General features: G+C 55.0%; 19 protein-coding genes and 1 pseudogene. 1 reads left to right on the forward strand and 19 read right to left on the reverse strand.

The window, feature by feature from the left end:
- Positions 1-9: 9 nt before the first annotated feature.
- The 18 genes and pseudogenes from ABFT80_RS26260 to ABFT80_RS26345 all read right to left on the reverse strand — a co-directional run bounded on the left by ABFT80_RS26260 (position 10) and on the right by ABFT80_RS26345 (position 11114).
- Positions 10-306, reverse strand: a complete 297-nt coding sequence (locus tag ABFT80_RS26260; RefSeq protein WP_347974906.1) for a CcdB family protein — start codon at positions 304-306, stop codon at positions 10-12.
- 9 nt (positions 307-315) lie between these two features.
- On the reverse strand, positions 316-561 hold the full coding sequence (locus ABFT80_RS26265) for a type II toxin-antitoxin system CcdA family antitoxin (protein WP_347974907.1): 246 nt from the start codon (positions 559-561) through the stop codon (positions 316-318).
- Between the two features lie 150 nt (positions 562-711).
- On the reverse strand, positions 712-1779 hold the full coding sequence (locus tag ABFT80_RS26270; protein ID WP_455190014.1) for an integrase: 1068 nt from the start codon (positions 1777-1779) through the stop codon (positions 712-714).
- A gap of 169 nt (positions 1780-1948) precedes the next feature.
- Positions 1949-2350, reverse strand: a complete 402-nt coding sequence (locus ABFT80_RS26275) for a hypothetical protein (protein WP_347974908.1) — start codon at positions 2348-2350, stop codon at positions 1949-1951.
- A 231-nt stretch (positions 2351-2581) separates the two neighbouring features.
- Positions 2582-3334: pseudogene (locus tag ABFT80_RS26280) on the reverse strand (AraC family transcriptional regulator); the annotation flags it as partial.
- 112 nt (positions 3335-3446) lie between these two features.
- Complete coding sequence (locus tag ABFT80_RS26285) at positions 3447-4013, reverse strand: hypothetical protein (RefSeq protein ID WP_347974909.1); 567 nt, start codon at positions 4011-4013, stop codon at positions 3447-3449.
- Positions 4014-4020: 7 nt separating this feature from the next.
- Complete coding sequence (locus tag ABFT80_RS26290) at positions 4021-4563, reverse strand: hypothetical protein (RefSeq protein WP_347974910.1); 543 nt, start codon at positions 4561-4563, stop codon at positions 4021-4023.
- 61 nt (positions 4564-4624) lie between these two features.
- On the reverse strand, positions 4625-4975 hold the full coding sequence (locus ABFT80_RS26295; RefSeq protein WP_347974911.1) for a hypothetical protein: 351 nt from the start codon (positions 4973-4975) through the stop codon (positions 4625-4627).
- A gap of 38 nt (positions 4976-5013) precedes the next feature.
- Positions 5014-5169, reverse strand: coding sequence for a hypothetical protein (locus tag ABFT80_RS26300; protein WP_347974912.1), 156 nt, complete (start codon positions 5167-5169; stop codon positions 5014-5016).
- Positions 5170-5433: 264 nt separating this feature from the next.
- Positions 5434-6030: a hypothetical protein gene (locus ABFT80_RS26305; protein WP_347974913.1), complete on the reverse strand. Its 597-nt coding sequence runs from the start codon at positions 6028-6030 to the stop codon at positions 5434-5436.
- 88 nt (positions 6031-6118) lie between these two features.
- A complete protein-coding gene (locus ABFT80_RS26310; protein ID WP_347974914.1) occupies positions 6119-6607 on the reverse strand; it encodes a hypothetical protein in 489 nt (162 codons plus the stop codon).
- 54 nt (positions 6608-6661) lie between these two features.
- Positions 6662-7405 (reverse strand): hypothetical protein, encoded by a 744-nt coding sequence (locus ABFT80_RS26315; protein WP_347974915.1) that lies wholly within the window; start codon positions 7403-7405, stop codon positions 6662-6664.
- Complete coding sequence (locus ABFT80_RS26320; protein WP_347974916.1) at positions 7402-7965, reverse strand: RNA polymerase sigma factor; 564 nt, start codon at positions 7963-7965, stop codon at positions 7402-7404. The genes ABFT80_RS26315 and ABFT80_RS26320 overlap by 4 nt, the downstream gene beginning before the upstream one ends.
- 184 nt (positions 7966-8149) lie before the next feature.
- A complete protein-coding gene (locus ABFT80_RS26325; RefSeq protein WP_347974917.1) occupies positions 8150-8482 on the reverse strand; it encodes a hypothetical protein in 333 nt (110 codons plus the stop codon).
- A gap of 109 nt (positions 8483-8591) precedes the next feature.
- A complete protein-coding gene (locus ABFT80_RS26330; RefSeq protein ID WP_347974918.1) occupies positions 8592-8894 on the reverse strand; it encodes a hypothetical protein in 303 nt (100 codons plus the stop codon).
- Complete coding sequence (locus ABFT80_RS26335; RefSeq protein ID WP_347974919.1) at positions 8870-9391, reverse strand: hypothetical protein; 522 nt, start codon at positions 9389-9391, stop codon at positions 8870-8872. The genes ABFT80_RS26330 and ABFT80_RS26335 overlap by 25 nt, the downstream gene beginning before the upstream one ends.
- Before the next feature lie 297 nt (positions 9392-9688).
- The gene (locus ABFT80_RS26340) at positions 9689-10327 is read right to left on the reverse strand and encodes a HipA domain-containing protein (protein ID WP_347974920.1); all 639 of its coding nucleotides are present in this window, start codon (positions 10325-10327) and stop codon (positions 9689-9691) included.
- An 85-nt stretch (positions 10328-10412) separates the two neighbouring features.
- Positions 10413-11114: a glutathione S-transferase family protein gene (locus ABFT80_RS26345; RefSeq protein WP_347974921.1), complete on the reverse strand. Its 702-nt coding sequence runs from the start codon at positions 11112-11114 to the stop codon at positions 10413-10415.
- Positions 11115-11304: 190 nt separating this feature from the next.
- On the opposite strand from ABFT80_RS26345, the gene ABFT80_RS26350 reads away from it, so the two are divergent.
- A complete protein-coding gene (locus tag ABFT80_RS26350; protein WP_347974922.1) occupies positions 11305-12219 on the forward strand; it encodes a LysR family transcriptional regulator in 915 nt (304 codons plus the stop codon).
- Positions 12220-12382: 163 nt separating this feature from the next.
- On the opposite strand, the gene ABFT80_RS26355 is transcribed toward ABFT80_RS26350, so the two are convergent.
- On the reverse strand, positions 12383-13522 hold the full coding sequence (locus ABFT80_RS26355; RefSeq protein WP_347974949.1) for a serine hydrolase domain-containing protein: 1140 nt from the start codon (positions 13520-13522) through the stop codon (positions 12383-12385).
- Positions 13523-13763 lie beyond the last annotated feature (241 nt).

The raw sequence follows: 13763 nt of genomic DNA on the forward strand, positions 1-13763 counted from the left end.
AAGATCGTGTCAAAATCCGTGAAAGGCCATGTCGAGTGCTGCCGTGATTTCATCGGATTGCCGGGCAAGACCGGCAATGGGAAAAACAAGCACCGAAAGCGGGATTGGGGCAAGGAACTGGGTCACCAGAACATATTGCTCGCCGTCGATCGCGAAAACAGGAGTGAGCCTGCGTGCGGGTTTCGGCGCATCGTTCAGAGGCAAAAGGGGAACACCGATCTGCGTTTTCAATCCATCGAGGAGATCGGCCTGAACATCGACGACAAAACCGCCATTAGGATTCGGATACACATCGTAGCGCGCCATTCGAAAGCGCTAGAATTGACGATGTTGGCCGAGCGGCAGTCCATTTGCATCGGCAAAGGCGTTTGAACTGTCGATTGCGGAAGCATTTTCGCGCTTCCAGGCGACAGCCTTTGCTTCGGCAACTGCTTTCGCAATACCGGTCTCGGCCGCGCGGGAAATGTTGATATCAAGCGCTCTGGCTTCGGCCAGTAAGCCGGAATCTATGGAAAGATTGGCGGGCTTTCGCGAATTGGAGTGCTGAATTTCGGCAGGCATATCGTTTCTCCTGACTTTTCCCAATTCTATGCGCATACAAGTGGAACTCAAAAGGGGCGCGCCTCGATAAGATTCACGTGAAACGATCGCCGCAGCGCGGTATTTTCGGTACATTCGAGGAAATGTACCGACTTTTTTCTCGAATAGAGCTTATTTACTTCGGCCTGAGGCAAAACCGGCGCGCAGCGAATGGGCGCCAAACTTTGCCTTGCGTTGCCCCTCAGGAAGATCGCCGCGAATACCGGTGGCTAAGGCTGTTTTCTTTACCAAACGGGCGATTTCCTGATCATTCAGCCGGTCCGGCCCGACGCTTTTGCCCTGCCCGGTAACGCGCCGGAACAGCGGGCCACGGTCAATCCGCGCGAATTTCAGCCAGATTTCCATAGCGGCGACAGGGCAGGTGGCCTCCGACGAGGCGCGACCGATCTCGATCTCCCGCCAGCCGCTTTTCCCGCGCAGCGTTATCAGCAAACCTTTGTCCTGAAACGTGATCCAGCCGCGTCCGTCTCCAGTCTGGCCCTGCCCCGCATCCAGTCCAGCGATTTCGGAACGCCGCAAACCGCCTGAAAAACCCAGCAAAAGCATCGCCCGATCACGCAAACCGCGCAATATGCCACGGTCGAGCGTTTCCAGCATGACAACCAGGTCTTGCGGTGAAATAGCTTCTTTATGAGCTGCCGGTTTTGCATGGCCGTTGCGAATGCCGGCAAGCACGTTGGCAATACGCGAGTCTTTTCGATCGAGAGACTGGCCGCGTTGCGCAAAATTCCAGCTTAGGGAAGAGAGACGGCGCTCGATCGTCGAGATGGATTTTTGCCCGCCGGTTCCGCTGCCTGTGGCGAGATCAGTGATGTAGAGCCCGATCGTTTGCGGATCCGCGGTGAGGGGGGAAAGTTGATGCCTGCGGCACCAGGCACAAAAATGCTTCCAGTCTGATGCGTAGGCGCGCCGCGTGTGGACAGAACCCGCATCATTCCCACGGCCCGCGAGACTTTCGATATGCGAAGGAAAGGGCGCATTTTCGGTACCTTTTGAAGGCAATTGCGTCTCGGCCATCGCCATGTCAAAATCAACAATGTCAGGCAGGTCATTAAGCTTTTCGCAGTCAGATCCTGACTGGGCATCGCCGTCCGCCTGATGCGCTTCAGGCAAACGAGCATCTTGCTTAGAATTTTGGTCGTTGATTTTGGCCATTTCAAACTGCTGATCATAAAACAAGCGACAAGGCAACATTATCGTTCGTTTTAATGCGGCGACAAGCGGTGCGGTTTATCAGTAATAACCGCGGTAAACCGCACGTTCCAGCCCGCGCGCAATCGCCAAGCTCCGGAGCAAAAATGTCTGCAATCGGAGATTGACGGCATCGCGGACGTGACCGCACGACGATTTAGGCGTGCAGTCTCACCTTGAGATCGAAGTTGGGCCTAAGTTCGAACCGCCAGAGTGGAAGCGCCGTTCCCATAAAGCCTCCGGGAATTTCGAGGCTGGACATGGCGGGATCGTGCTTCACGTCCATCGCAATGATCCAGATCCGTCGTAGACGGTGAACTCGCGGAAGGCATTCCTGAGGACAGCAAAGCGAAAGCCAAGCGCGGGTTCTACCGACAGGCAGGCAGGGCGATGTCCATGACGGCAGGTTATCAATTCTCTGAAGCTGCGCCCTGAGGGTCACCGGAAAGGCCATGACATGATCGGCAATTTCCACACCGACGCGCTTCACGAGACGCTCGGCCGCGCGCCCATCGAGGAAGCTCAACGGAGCTGGTTTGGCTTCATAAACTCCAAACATTCGCGAAACGCTTCCTTGCACGACAAATCGGCGACCTCTCTGACAAAGTGGGCGGGGGCTCTGCCAACCCAAAGCGCGCGAAGAACTTGTATAATGAACACTTCTCTCACGTAGCGACAATAGGCGGCTCCTCATCAGCGCAGAGGTTGGCATAATCCGGATATCAGCGTGATGGCAGGCATCATAGTGTGGGGCGTATTCGCACGAACCCAACCCCGCCGTCCCGCGCGTTCAGGCGGAAGGCACCGATCGGTTCGCGTACTCGCTATGTAAACGCTGCTGCGTTAAGGCGTCCTGCTTCGGCGAAACTCCGAAGGTTCGCGAGTATTCTCGGCTGAATTGCGATGCGCTTTCGTAGCCGACCGTGTAAGCCGCCTCGGCAACATTGACCGCCTGCGTCACCATGAGCCGGCGCGCCTCCAGCAAACGCAGCTGCTTTTGAAATTGCAGCGGCGTCATAGAGGTCAACGCCTTGAAGTGCTGGTGTAACGAAGACGGGCTCATGTGTGCGATCTTTGCAAGCTGTTCAACGCGGAGTGTGTCTGCGAAATTGGTGGGCAACATCGATATGGCCCTGGCCACACGTTCGATACTTGATTCCGGCAAGGCCAGTTTGCAAAGCTAACCGCCATGGGGGCCGCTCAACAGCCAGAAGCAGATTTCGCGCACGATCGAGGGCACCAGAACAGGAATTGCTTTCGGCGTCGCCAGCATTCGCACCAGACGAAGAATGCAGTCGGCCAAGGGTTGATCCACTTTGGCAACGAACACACAGGGGCCAGATTCTTCTGGTTGCGCCGGTGGTGTATCCAGTTGCTCCAGAACGTCCCGCAAAATAGCAACGTCGAAATCGATCATGACGCCCACATATGGGGCATCCTTGCTTGCCTCCACGATCTGGCCGGTCGCCGGGACTCCGACGTTGACGACGAGGCACTCCATCGTTCGATAGCTCAGGCGGCGCTCTCCGAGATGCAATTCCTTTAACGACAGTTACCGCCTTGTTCAGTCTTTGGCCGTTCTGCGTGAGGGCATATTCCACCATCACCGGAACCGTGGAATAAACGGGGCGTGAGATCAGGGATTGTAAACTCAGTCAAACCCGCCTGAGTTTAACCACTATTATTCCTGCCGGTAAAAGAGCCAGCAGAAGCGCGACAAGCGCGAGGCGTGATTTACGCTGCTTTGAAGCGACGGCTCTTTCATAGGCTGCTACCGCATCGGCGATCACGCGGCCGTTGCTCGATATGCCGACGACATCGATCATGGTGCTGAAATTGGGAAATTTCGCGTGCTGTTGCACTGCTTCTGCAGGGTCTCTTGTCAAAGTGAGATCGGAATAGGTGCCTGCAGAAATAGTCGCTGACCGGGCATCGTAGGCCAACCGGAATGTAACGCCGGGATATGCATCAGATATAAGAAACCGTGTGATTTGATGAAAATAGCCCGGTCTGGGTGGAATGTGGCGAACACGCTCACGACGCCTCTCGATGCGATCCACTTTAATCGACTTGGTGACGAGTTCGTCAGGCGTGTAATGTATTCTTACCCGGTCGGCGGATGTGCATGACATCATCGATGTCAAAACCAATGCGCCGGTCGCAGCCGCCGGGATGGTAAGAGGCCGCAGTTTTTTTCGTAAATCAGAGCTTACAAATCCCATCCCTGATTTAGCCGGGCCTGTAGGACAAATTGCACAAACCGATCGATGGCGTTGCGGTCAGTTTGATCAGGTCCGATCCGGCTTCCCATTCCGTAATGGATATTGGTCCGCTTTTGATTTCATTTCCATTTCCATGTTGCGCGACCAGATGCTCGCGAAGTGCCATACAATCATCGACTGCTGTCGGATTGATCAGCACGGAAGCCAACCTGTTGTCTGAATCGAACAAAAGAGAGGCTTCGACTTTTATTTTGTCCAATTGCGTGTTCAGTTTCACAAGCGGCTTAAACGTTTTGCCGCGGTCATTGTAAAATTCCGCGGGCGTCGGGGTTTTCGTCTCAGCACCGTCAAGCGCTGCAAGCGCCTCGTCAGGCGACATACCCCACTGCGTTGTCTCCCAGCCGGCCAGTGCCGGAGTTACTATCGTCAAGGCAATTGTCATTGCGGCGCAGATTGTCGTTCGGATCATATATGACCGTCCTGTTTTTCGTAGGTGATGGTAGTAAAATATAGGACCACCGGTAAACCTTAGATCTCTGAGCTGGTTCACCTCGGTGCAACTCGCCATATTCTTGGGCGGTTGAAAGTCGCCAATCCTTCGTTGATGTTTGTCAGAAGTCGCCGCGCTGCAGTGTAATCTCGATAAGGCGTGCGCGCATTTGTGGTTCGAGTACGGGTGAGCCAGCATCCGATCGCAAGATTTCGGCGATCAGATCAAGCAATCCAATTCGAAATTCCGGTCTGGCGCGATCGAACGCGTCGGCCAAGATTGCGATGGAACCGCTATTGTAATGATTGATGCCGTCGCGTGAAATTCGCTTTTTTTCGGCAAGGGCATTCGCCGCTAACTGCTCAGTCGGGTAATCGGGCATTACAGATGCACGGGCGATCATCTCCAGCGGAGGATCGGTGTCGGATGCGCTAGCTGGCGGGAGCGTGCCCACACAGGACACGACGAGCATGATTGTCGCAAGGAAGAATGCCAAACATTGCGAAATCATCAAAGCGGGTCGGTTTTGTGAAGTTTCATAATGGTTGTGAATAGACGCGCCAAAGCTTCCGGCGTTTCGCCTTTGACCCACATGACGCGGTGAACATTTCCGTCACGCAACCGCTCGATTGCGCAATGAGCCGCTGTCAGTGTCGGCGTCTCCATACTATCGAAATCCGCCCGGTCCAACTCCGCATGCCACTGGGAGACTGTCCTGCGGTTATGCATATTGCGTAACATTACTGGTTTTCTCGCTCTGGTCTGAATGAGGACGGATATAGCTCCGTCCTGGCTCGCCGCTACGCTGGTCCGCGAGCCATCTGCGCTAAGGCAATAGGCATCCAACTCACGGATAGATTGATTTGTATCCTGCGCCGGCGTGAGTACGAAGACGAGAGCCATAAGGGCGCTAATCATTGTCTTTCTCCATCAGAGCTCCGGCAGGGGTGCTGTAGCGAGGGCTTGAATCTGAGTGCCCTTGAAATCGCGCAATGACTTCAGGAAGGCTTGGGATTGCGCATTGCCATAGGCGCGGTGGCTGATTGCGAACAGCATGCCGCCACTTTTACCCTCTGCATTTTTGGTCTGGCTGTAGCGGTAGCCATTCCATTCGACGATAAATTCACCGGCTTCGTTTTTGCTGGAGAGAATGAAGTCAAGCAGCACTTCGCCGGTTTTGTCGTTCTGAATGACATTTGAATTGACCAGCGGATCGGTTGCCTTGCGTTTGGCAAGCATGTCGATCTGCAATTTGGCCAGTGCAAGCGGCGGCAGGTCGGTTTCTACAAATTCGACCAAGACCATGCTGTCATAGCTTTTGGAACTCTGCCCGGCGGGGAGATATTCCTGCTTGGTGTAATTTGGGTTCGGCTGTGATGACCATGACAACGCATAGGCTTTGCCATCGAAGGTGATAGGTCCCGGCATTCCGAGATAATCGGTAACGTTTTGCGCCATAGCGGGAACGGTGAGGGACAACAGCACCGCAGCAGCGGCCATGTGTCTAAAACTTTTAATAGATAGCATCGGCAGAATTCCCCTTTGGATACGCGGATTGCGCGGTGTGTAGATGAGACGATCTTTCCAGCACAGACCTTGGTGAGGTGGGCAGATTTTATGCGAAGCCCGGCGGGGCGGATGCGCGCAGATCACGCATCACCGCGTCGTTGCCCGTGCTGAGGAAAAAGTGCAGGGGGATGGTGGCCGTGAGATAGCTCGCATAGCGAGCCCGGTAAGGCATGAGCACGCTGAGAATTTTGTACATCACACCGAGCCAGGGAAAGAATTGCCGCTCACCTTTAGTCACAAGCAGCACCGGCTTGCCGCGATTGGGTTGTAACACTACGCCCTTCCAGGGCGCGTAAACCTTGTATCCCACTGCTTGGTAGTGAACGCCGTTGGCGTCGAAGCCGATCGAAGTTGCTCTGAACTCCATGCAGATCACCACCGCCAGAATACCCGGAAGCCCGAGAATGAATACCGGCCACCAGCCAAGCCCTGCTTTGATAAAAACCGGAAACGTGAGTGCGGCTATAACGACGATGATCGCTGGAAACACAAAAGCGATTGCCCGATTCATCGGCGGCAGCAAGTGCATCGTCATTCGCGCAGTCTCCATTCTATGCAGATGAGAGGCGCCAGCATCTCAGGACCTTGGTTAGTCAGCCGCCAGCCGTCGCTCGGCCTCTGCTTTATCGGGCGCGTCCTGGATCAGGTTAGACAGGTTCTGATCCCTCGCAAAACTGCCGTCGATTGGCCGGTATGCGCGCCAGAACCGGGCTGCATCGACCCTGATCCGCACCGCCACGAGGTCTTTCCCGGCGACACTGAAAGCCGCCAGAATCTCAACCTCTTCTCCCAGCACCACGCCCTGGTTTTCAATCGGCTTTTCGCTCGAAATGTCGGGCAGATAAAGCAGCAGGGCGGAAGGGATCAGCCGGAAGCCAAGCCGTACATCGTCACCTGAGAAAATCGACATGGGGAGCGTTTTCGGATCGATCTGCCGACTTTGACCGGGGCCTGGTTGCATGCCCATGCGAGTGCCGCTCGGGTTGGCTGCGGCAGGGCCGCGGCTGCTTGAAGGCGCTGGTGGAGCCTGCGTAGGTGAATCGGCAATGACCTGCTCGCTTACATTGTTGTTGAATGGCAGGTGCAACACGCGGGGCGCAACAACAACGGCCGCAACCAACGCAAAAGCACCTATACTCACCGGTACCAGCCATCTCAACGATTGACGCAGCCGGTTTCCATGGTTGCCAAATCCGGTAGGGGAGCGGCGCCCTTGCCGCCGCGCAAAAGCATCGCGGCTTTGCGCAATGGTGGCTTTCATCAACGCAGGATCAGGCTCCGGGTCAGGAAACTTCGACATCATTTCGAGCGGATCGCGGTCTCGCGGGTTCATAGCAATTCCTTCAGCGATTTCCGCGCGTTGTGGATGTGCCAGGACACAGTCACTTCCTTGCATCCCATGATCACGGCGGCTTCCGCTTGAGACATTTCATCACCGAACACCAGCATCACCGCATCGCGCTGCTTTTGCGGCAACTTCCGCACAATACGCCAGATGTCATTGACACGAAGCTGGTCCTCCTGCGTTGGCTCGATTTCTTCGCTTGTTACCGCGGCAGCGTCATCAACCTGCTTGCCGCGCCGCTGATGTGTCCGCTGCAGGTCGCGCACGGCATTCAACGTGATTCGATAGAGCCAACTGGTAAACTTGGATCTCCCATCGAAACCGGGGAGCGCATGGGCGAGGCGCAGACAAACCGATTGCGTCACATCTTCAGCATCGCTTTTGTGGCCAAGCCAGCGAAAAGCCGTTTTGTAGATAAAACGATACTGTCCCGTAATGAGTCGCTCGAAGGCCTCGACATCACCCGATTTGGCCAGCCGGACCAGTTCTTTAGTGTCTTCGGCAACGCCGTCAATCTGTTGGTCCACCATTCCCACGCCGATGCTCACCCCCCACTGTCCAGACTCCTTAACGCGATATGCGCGGAAAGGTTGTAGTGAGACTACAACGTTTTTGAGTATCGACGACCGATTGCGTGCCGTGCAGGGACTTTGCCTCATTTGCTGACGACAGATCGCTTCAACTTTCATTGCTCGACATTCGCTCGCCCAAGGATGGAAAGACACCTGATCATCAACAGCTTCCCAGGATTTTCGCCACGGTCAGAGTTACGCCGTCAAAACGACCATCGACCAGCAGGCAGTCAAAATTGTCCCATGCTGTTGAAATGCGGCGGGCGTCCGCTGGGCTCGCGGCGAGGGTAGGCAAGACACTATCGGTCCATACCGGGCGTTCCGCACTACTGGAACCGACGATAGCCCGCCATGCGCATGGAGACCGGTAGCAATAAGTTCCGGTGCTGCCGACCGACAACGTACCGAAGGGTAGGGAGGTTCTGCCGTCTGCGTAGCTTGGCAACGTGACCATAATGGCGGCCGTCATTGCGGCAGCAAGCAGACGTTTCATGGTCTCGACTCCTGTTGCGGTTACAGGTGAGACGGATGATGTGGCGCTGACCTTGGTCGAATATGAGCGATCGTTTCAACGCCGTAGATACCTGTTCCTGAAACAGGCGTCAGTTGTTGCCCAATTCCTTGGCATAAGAGGTTTCCAGTCTGTCGGCGGCCGCGTTCAGCGCTTCGATAAAGGCCGTAGTGGACTGCTCCGCATAGGCGACCATCTCCGGCGTCCCGACAGCCTTGACCAATTCCTGAAGCCGCTCCTGGGGGAGTTGCCTGAAGGTTGCAACGGTTGTCACGAAATAGTCTTTGACGTAACCGACTTTCAGGTCACCCGCGCCAGCGATCCATTTATCCGCAGTCTGCGCGCCGATGACCGGTTCGGCCGCCGTCTTCATGGCGCGGAAGTAGACGTCCATGATGTCGTAGCCCGTTTAGGCCCGCCCTGCGACTCGAAAAAGTCAACATGAAGCGCATTTTCCTCGACTGAGGCCGTGTCTAGATATTTCTGCGCTTCGGCCAAGTGTTTTGCGTCGCCCTCAAGGCCTTGAGAGGCCATGATAAGTTCGTAAGCTTCTTGTCCGACCGGCGACGAGTCGAAGGCAAGTGCGGCATCGCGTGTTTCGTCGGAAAGCTGGGTCTCAAAAGCTTTCAGGAAGTCCGCTTCCAAGAGGTCCGGAGCAAACGCTGCGTCTACTGCAGCCTGCCAGTGTACGACATATTTTTCGGGGAACCCGATCTCGGGCCGGAGCACCGATTTCAGTTGAACGCCGAGAGTGCTCAGTTCCTCGATCGCACGCTGATTCTTTGCAAGCGTGCGGGTGGTGTCTTCAATTGCCAGAGCTGCAGACGGTATCAAAATTGCGGCCGCAACGGCGGTCACCCTTGCGATGCGCAAGCCGATTTGTACGATCATCTATCTCTCCTGGTCAGCAGTGGCAAATAATGGGCGAAGCCAGATAGTGGAGCCCATGAATACCCTGTATGCATGTTGTTCTTGGGTGTGACGTTCCAGAGTCGCTACAGTTTGGTTTGCTGCGAGTTTTTTTTAAAGGCTTCTCTACAGAACGTTTCCGTAAAACTCCTTTTCGTTCAAAGCTCGCACAATTTTTGAGGGACGAGTTCGTCCACCGCTATATCCTCACCATTTGGCTGCCCAACCCCGTAAATCTCGGAAAGAACCTGCTGGGTAATGATATCGCTTTGGGCATCATCAACTGCGTGCTTGCACCTGAACTCGCCGGCATCTCTTGTGAACTTCGTGCGTGATGCGCTCAAGAACTCTCGTCGGATCGCCAGCCATGGCGGCGAGTTGCGACGCCACGGTCTCCAATGCGCTGCTTACGAGCGCTGCCAGTTCTTCGACACGTCTGACGGTCGCTGCGCCGCTCAGCCCGGCTTCGTCGGCAAGGGCTTGCCAATCAGGACGTCCCGGGTCAGGCGCCGTGAACCGTCCGGCAATACCTTGGGGCAGGCTTTGGTCGAACTGACGGTAGACGGCGGCACACATCAAATCATAAAGCGGCGCCATCCTGGCTGATCCGCTAGCTCCGATTAGGACAGAGTAGTTCTTTGCATGCGAGTCCGAATTGCAGATCAGCACGTTGAAAATCACCGCATCGAGAAACTTCAGTCGCTCGGCAGGAGAAACGAGGTCGCTGATGGCATCGAACATCATCTTGAGGGTCACGCCGCCACCCGTCGAGGATCGCCCGTATTTCTGCAACGGGAAACGACCTGTGAGCTGGCAGAAATCTTCCTGATGCAGGCGGCGAATCTCGCCTTGCGGATCTGTGAAGCGATCATAGCGCTTCACCAGCAGATAACGTCGTTTTCTCCTGCACCCCTGCAAGCGACATCGAGACGCCCGCGAGCGCGATCAACCAGACTAAATATTTAAGAATATGCTATGGTCAGGTAGCTGCTGAATTTGAGCGTTAAGATATCGAAGCGGGCTTCCGGCTACGAAAGTCACTCACGATACGACCGGCTGCCACAGCTTCCGCCTCATGGTCAGGTTCGCGCCATTCCTCCATGATTGCTGAATGGTACCATTCCTTCATAGCGGGCAAATGGCGCAGTCGATCTGCATAGGCGTCGGAGTCCGGACTTAGACTTATGCCGTAAGTCTGCAAGCGGAAAGCCACGGGAGCATAGAAGGCATCGGCGGCCGAGAAGCGCTCCCCAGCGAGGAAAGGACCCCCGAAGCGCTGAAGGCCATCTTTCCAGATTTCGTTGATCCGGCGAAGTTCTGCTTCCAGATTTAGAGGTCGATCGTGCAATTCCACCCTTAGTCCGCAGTTCATCGTGCAGACATTTCGTAGCACCATGAAACCTGAATGCATCTCAGCTGCTATTGAGCGGGCGAAAGCACGCATGGCCCGATCGTGTGGCCATACCTGCGGATAGGTTTCGGCAACATATTCGGCGATGGCAAGTGAGTCCCACACAGCAATATCGCCATCAATTAGGCAGGGCACCCGACCTGTGGGTGAGAAAGACCGAAAGGCCTCGTAACTGCCGTGATTTGTAAACGCTTCGAGACGCTCTTCGAAGGGAATTTCCAAAGCGCGCAACAATAGCCACGACCGCAATGACCAAGACGAATAGTTTTTGTTGCCGATCACAAGCGTGAACATATTTACTCCGCCCCATCATGGCTTTCGTCGTTTCAGGCACTTCATAGAATGTATTCCGTTAGGTTGGCAATTTTGAGCATTTCGCGGGCTTCAGAGGATAGATTTCGTGCCGGCTTTTGGTGGATATATCCCTTTATCAAGAGCCACATGAAAGATAGAAAATCAAAAAGTTTAATCGAATGGAATGATCATGTTGGACGCGTTGACTCTGGACCAGATCAGGATGTTCGTTGCTGTAGTGGATGCAGGCAGCTTCCGCTCAGGTGCAGCGCGGCTGTCGCGTGTCCAATCCGGCATAAGCAGCGCGATCGCCAACTTCGAAGCAAATCTCGGCGTCACAGTTTTCGACCGTTCGGGGCATCGCCCGGTGCTGACTTCGCAAGGCGCCGCCTTGCTGACCAATGCACGCGACATCCTGTTAAGAGTTGATACAATGCGGGCGCGGGCCGTTGGCATGGGCGAAGGGGTGGAACTTGAACTCTCTCTTGTCATAGACCCCCTGTTTCCAATCGATGCTATTGGCACCGCGCTTATCCAGATGCGCCACGTCTATCCCTCAGTCACAATCCGGCTCGCGGTTGAGCCATTGGGCGGCCCCATCTCATCGCTGCTTCAGACGCGCAGTCATTTGGCCATTATCGTTGGTGAGGATTTCCGGGACCCGCGCGTTGTCATGACGGCGATTTCGTCGGTCAAGCTCGTTGCCGTGGCGTCGACAGTGCACCCACTGGCGATTAAGGGAGAAACAAAGGAAATAGGACTTCCTGATCTCGCAGATCATATCCAGGTAGTCCTATCAGATCGCACATCCTTATCCGAAGGACGTGATTTTGGTGTCCTCTCGCCGCAAACCTGCCGTGTCGATGGGCAAGATACCAAGCACGCCATGATCGTGTCGGGGCTGGGATGGGGGCGTCTGCCTTTGTGGAGGGTGGAACGCGATCTTGATGAAGGCAGGCTTGTCCGGCTCAACACCCAAGCGTTGGGGCGAAAAAGCCAAGTTAAGGCGGAGGCCTATCTGGCCTCTAGGCTCGACAACCCTCCCGGGCCGGCAGGACGTGCTTTTGGTGAAGCGTTGCGCAATGTCGTTTCACATCAAGACTGAGCAAATGGCGGCGAAGATAATCTTATTCTTTGGCCGAAAATCATTTATGGAAGCGTCGCTCCCGTCGGCCAAGTTGGTTTCGCGACGCCGGAACCTGGTGCCACCGACAAGTGCGACGAATAACTCAACTTGCACCGAGCTACGGACCCAAATTGCGCCTTGATCAACCGCGCAAACGTGATTGCAGATTCTGGGCAATATTGGGGATCATTCGCACCCAATCGATACCCCCAGTCTCCGCTCCGAGCCGGACAATAACCAATCGGTCGTCGGGGAAGACAAAAACGTACTGTCCTTTGTTGCCAGCGGCTGCGTAATAGTCGCCAAGCGCTTCGTTCGTGAATGTCCACCAGCCAAACTGATACCCGCTCGACGGGGTTGCCGCATCGGCATGGTGGGTCGACTGATCGATCCAAGTCGCAGGCAGCAATTGGCTTCCTTGCCACATTCCGCGGTTGAGATAGAGAGAGCCTAGTTTTGCAAAATCGATTGGACGAGCGTTGATGCCGCTCTCCATCTTTTCGAAACCGCTCGCTTCAGAGTCAAGAGACCAGCTTGCATCGGCGGTCGCACCCAATGACTTCCATAGGGTTTCCGATAGATAGTCCGAAACGTGCATTCCGGTTGCGCGTTCCAGGACGATGCCGATGAGAAGAGGGTTGTAATTGTTGTAGTGGAATCGCTCTCCTGGCGCTTCGATGATTTCAGAGCCTTGGACCGCAAGATGCCTGAGGTCGGGGTCGTAATAGGTTCGAGCGTCGTCGCCCCACGGCATGCCAGCGGTCTGATAGCGAAGCCCCGATGACATCGACAGCAGATTGCCAATGGTTATTGCCTGAAAGCGTGCGTCACGTTTGATCAGTTCGGGAATGTAAGTTGTGACTGGCTCGTCGATGGACGAAATCGATCCATTTGCAATTGCTGCGCCGATCAGAGCTGAGTTGAAGGATTTGGCAACTGAAAATGACGTGTGAAACGTGTCTGGGTGATGTCCATTGAAATAACGTTCGTAAACGAGCCGATCATTGTGAATGACAATGAATGCCGCCGTCTGACTTTGTTCGAGCAGTGTCGATAGATCAGGGTATCCCGGAGCGACGTCGGACGGGAGAGCCTCTGGGTATTCGGGCGCTTTTGCATAGTTGAACTTTATGTCACCCGAAGCAATGACGCGTGATGGAAACCGAAGGTAGTCACTGACATCAGCATGCATCCAGATAAGGGATCGGGCCACGGCCGAACGGTCTAGATTGAGCCAAGCGAAGCCATAGGCAAGAACGATGAGACCCAATAGCGTGCCCATCGACAAGACGATCAATTTCCCACAGCTCAACCTCATGTGCCTTCCATATCGGATGTAACGTCGTGACCTCCGCCTTCCGTTGGGCTGTCTTCGACTTGGGAGAATTCGAAGTCGAACAGATCGTGCCGCACGAGCGAAAAGGCGTGATAATCGAACCGTTAGGTCTCCATCGTTGCGGATCGACATCGTTTGACGGTGCTCTTCGGAAACCATTGCGACGACGCAAAAGGGTCTAGCGGTG

The organism is Foliimonas ilicis (assembly GCF_039939195.1).
In the GTDB taxonomy this organism is placed as follows: domain Bacteria; phylum Pseudomonadota; class Alphaproteobacteria; order Rhizobiales; family Rhizobiaceae; genus Foliimonas; species Foliimonas ilicis.

Excerpts from the sequence above, each read along its gene's own strand:
- ABFT80_RS26265 (WP_347974907.1), bottom strand. The coding sequence starts at position 561 with ATGCCTGCCGAAATTCAGCACTCCAATTCGCGAAAGCCCGCCAATCTT.
- ABFT80_RS26300 (WP_347974912.1), bottom strand. The coding sequence starts at position 5,169 with ATGGAGACGCCGACACTGACAGCGGCTCATTGCGCAATCGAGCGGTTG.
- ABFT80_RS26315 (WP_347974915.1), bottom strand. The coding sequence starts at position 7,405 with ATGAACCCGCGAGACCGCGATCCGCTCGAAATGATGTCGAAGTTTCCT.
- ABFT80_RS26325 (WP_347974917.1), bottom strand. The coding sequence starts at position 8,482 with ATGAAACGTCTGCTTGCTGCCGCAATGACGGCCGCCATTATGGTCACG.
- ABFT80_RS26305 (WP_347974913.1), bottom strand. The coding sequence starts at position 6,030 with ATGCTATCTATTAAAAGTTTTAGACACATGGCCGCTGCTGCGGTGCTG.
- ABFT80_RS26295 (WP_347974911.1), bottom strand. The coding sequence starts at position 4,975 with ATGCTCGTCGTGTCCTGTGTGGGCACGCTCCCGCCAGCTAGCGCATCC.
- ABFT80_RS26275 (WP_347974908.1), bottom strand. The coding sequence starts at position 2,350 with ATGTTTGGAGTTTATGAAGCCAAACCAGCTCCGTTGAGCTTCCTCGAT.
- ABFT80_RS26345 (WP_347974921.1), bottom strand. The coding sequence starts at position 11,114 with ATGTTCACGCTTGTGATCGGCAACAAAAACTATTCGTCTTGGTCATTG.
- ABFT80_RS26355 (WP_347974949.1), bottom strand. The coding sequence starts at position 13,522 with ATGGGCACGCTATTGGGTCTCATCGTTCTTGCCTATGGCTTCGCTTGG.
- ABFT80_RS26350 (WP_347974922.1), top strand. The coding sequence starts at position 11,305 with ATGTTGGACGCGTTGACTCTGGACCAGATCAGGATGTTCGTTGCTGTA.
- ABFT80_RS26285 (WP_347974909.1), bottom strand. The coding sequence starts at position 4,013 with ATGGGATTTGTAAGCTCTGATTTACGAAAAAAACTGCGGCCTCTTACC.
- ABFT80_RS26260 (WP_347974906.1), bottom strand. The coding sequence starts at position 306 with ATGGCGCGCTACGATGTGTATCCGAATCCTAATGGCGGTTTTGTCGTC.
- ABFT80_RS26310 (WP_347974914.1), bottom strand. The coding sequence starts at position 6,607 with ATGACGATGCACTTGCTGCCGCCGATGAATCGGGCAATCGCTTTTGTG.
- ABFT80_RS26335 (WP_347974919.1), bottom strand. The coding sequence starts at position 9,391 with ATGATCGTACAAATCGGCTTGCGCATCGCAAGGGTGACCGCCGTTGCG.
- ABFT80_RS26330 (WP_347974918.1), bottom strand. The coding sequence starts at position 8,894 with ATGGACGTCTACTTCCGCGCCATGAAGACGGCGGCCGAACCGGTCATC.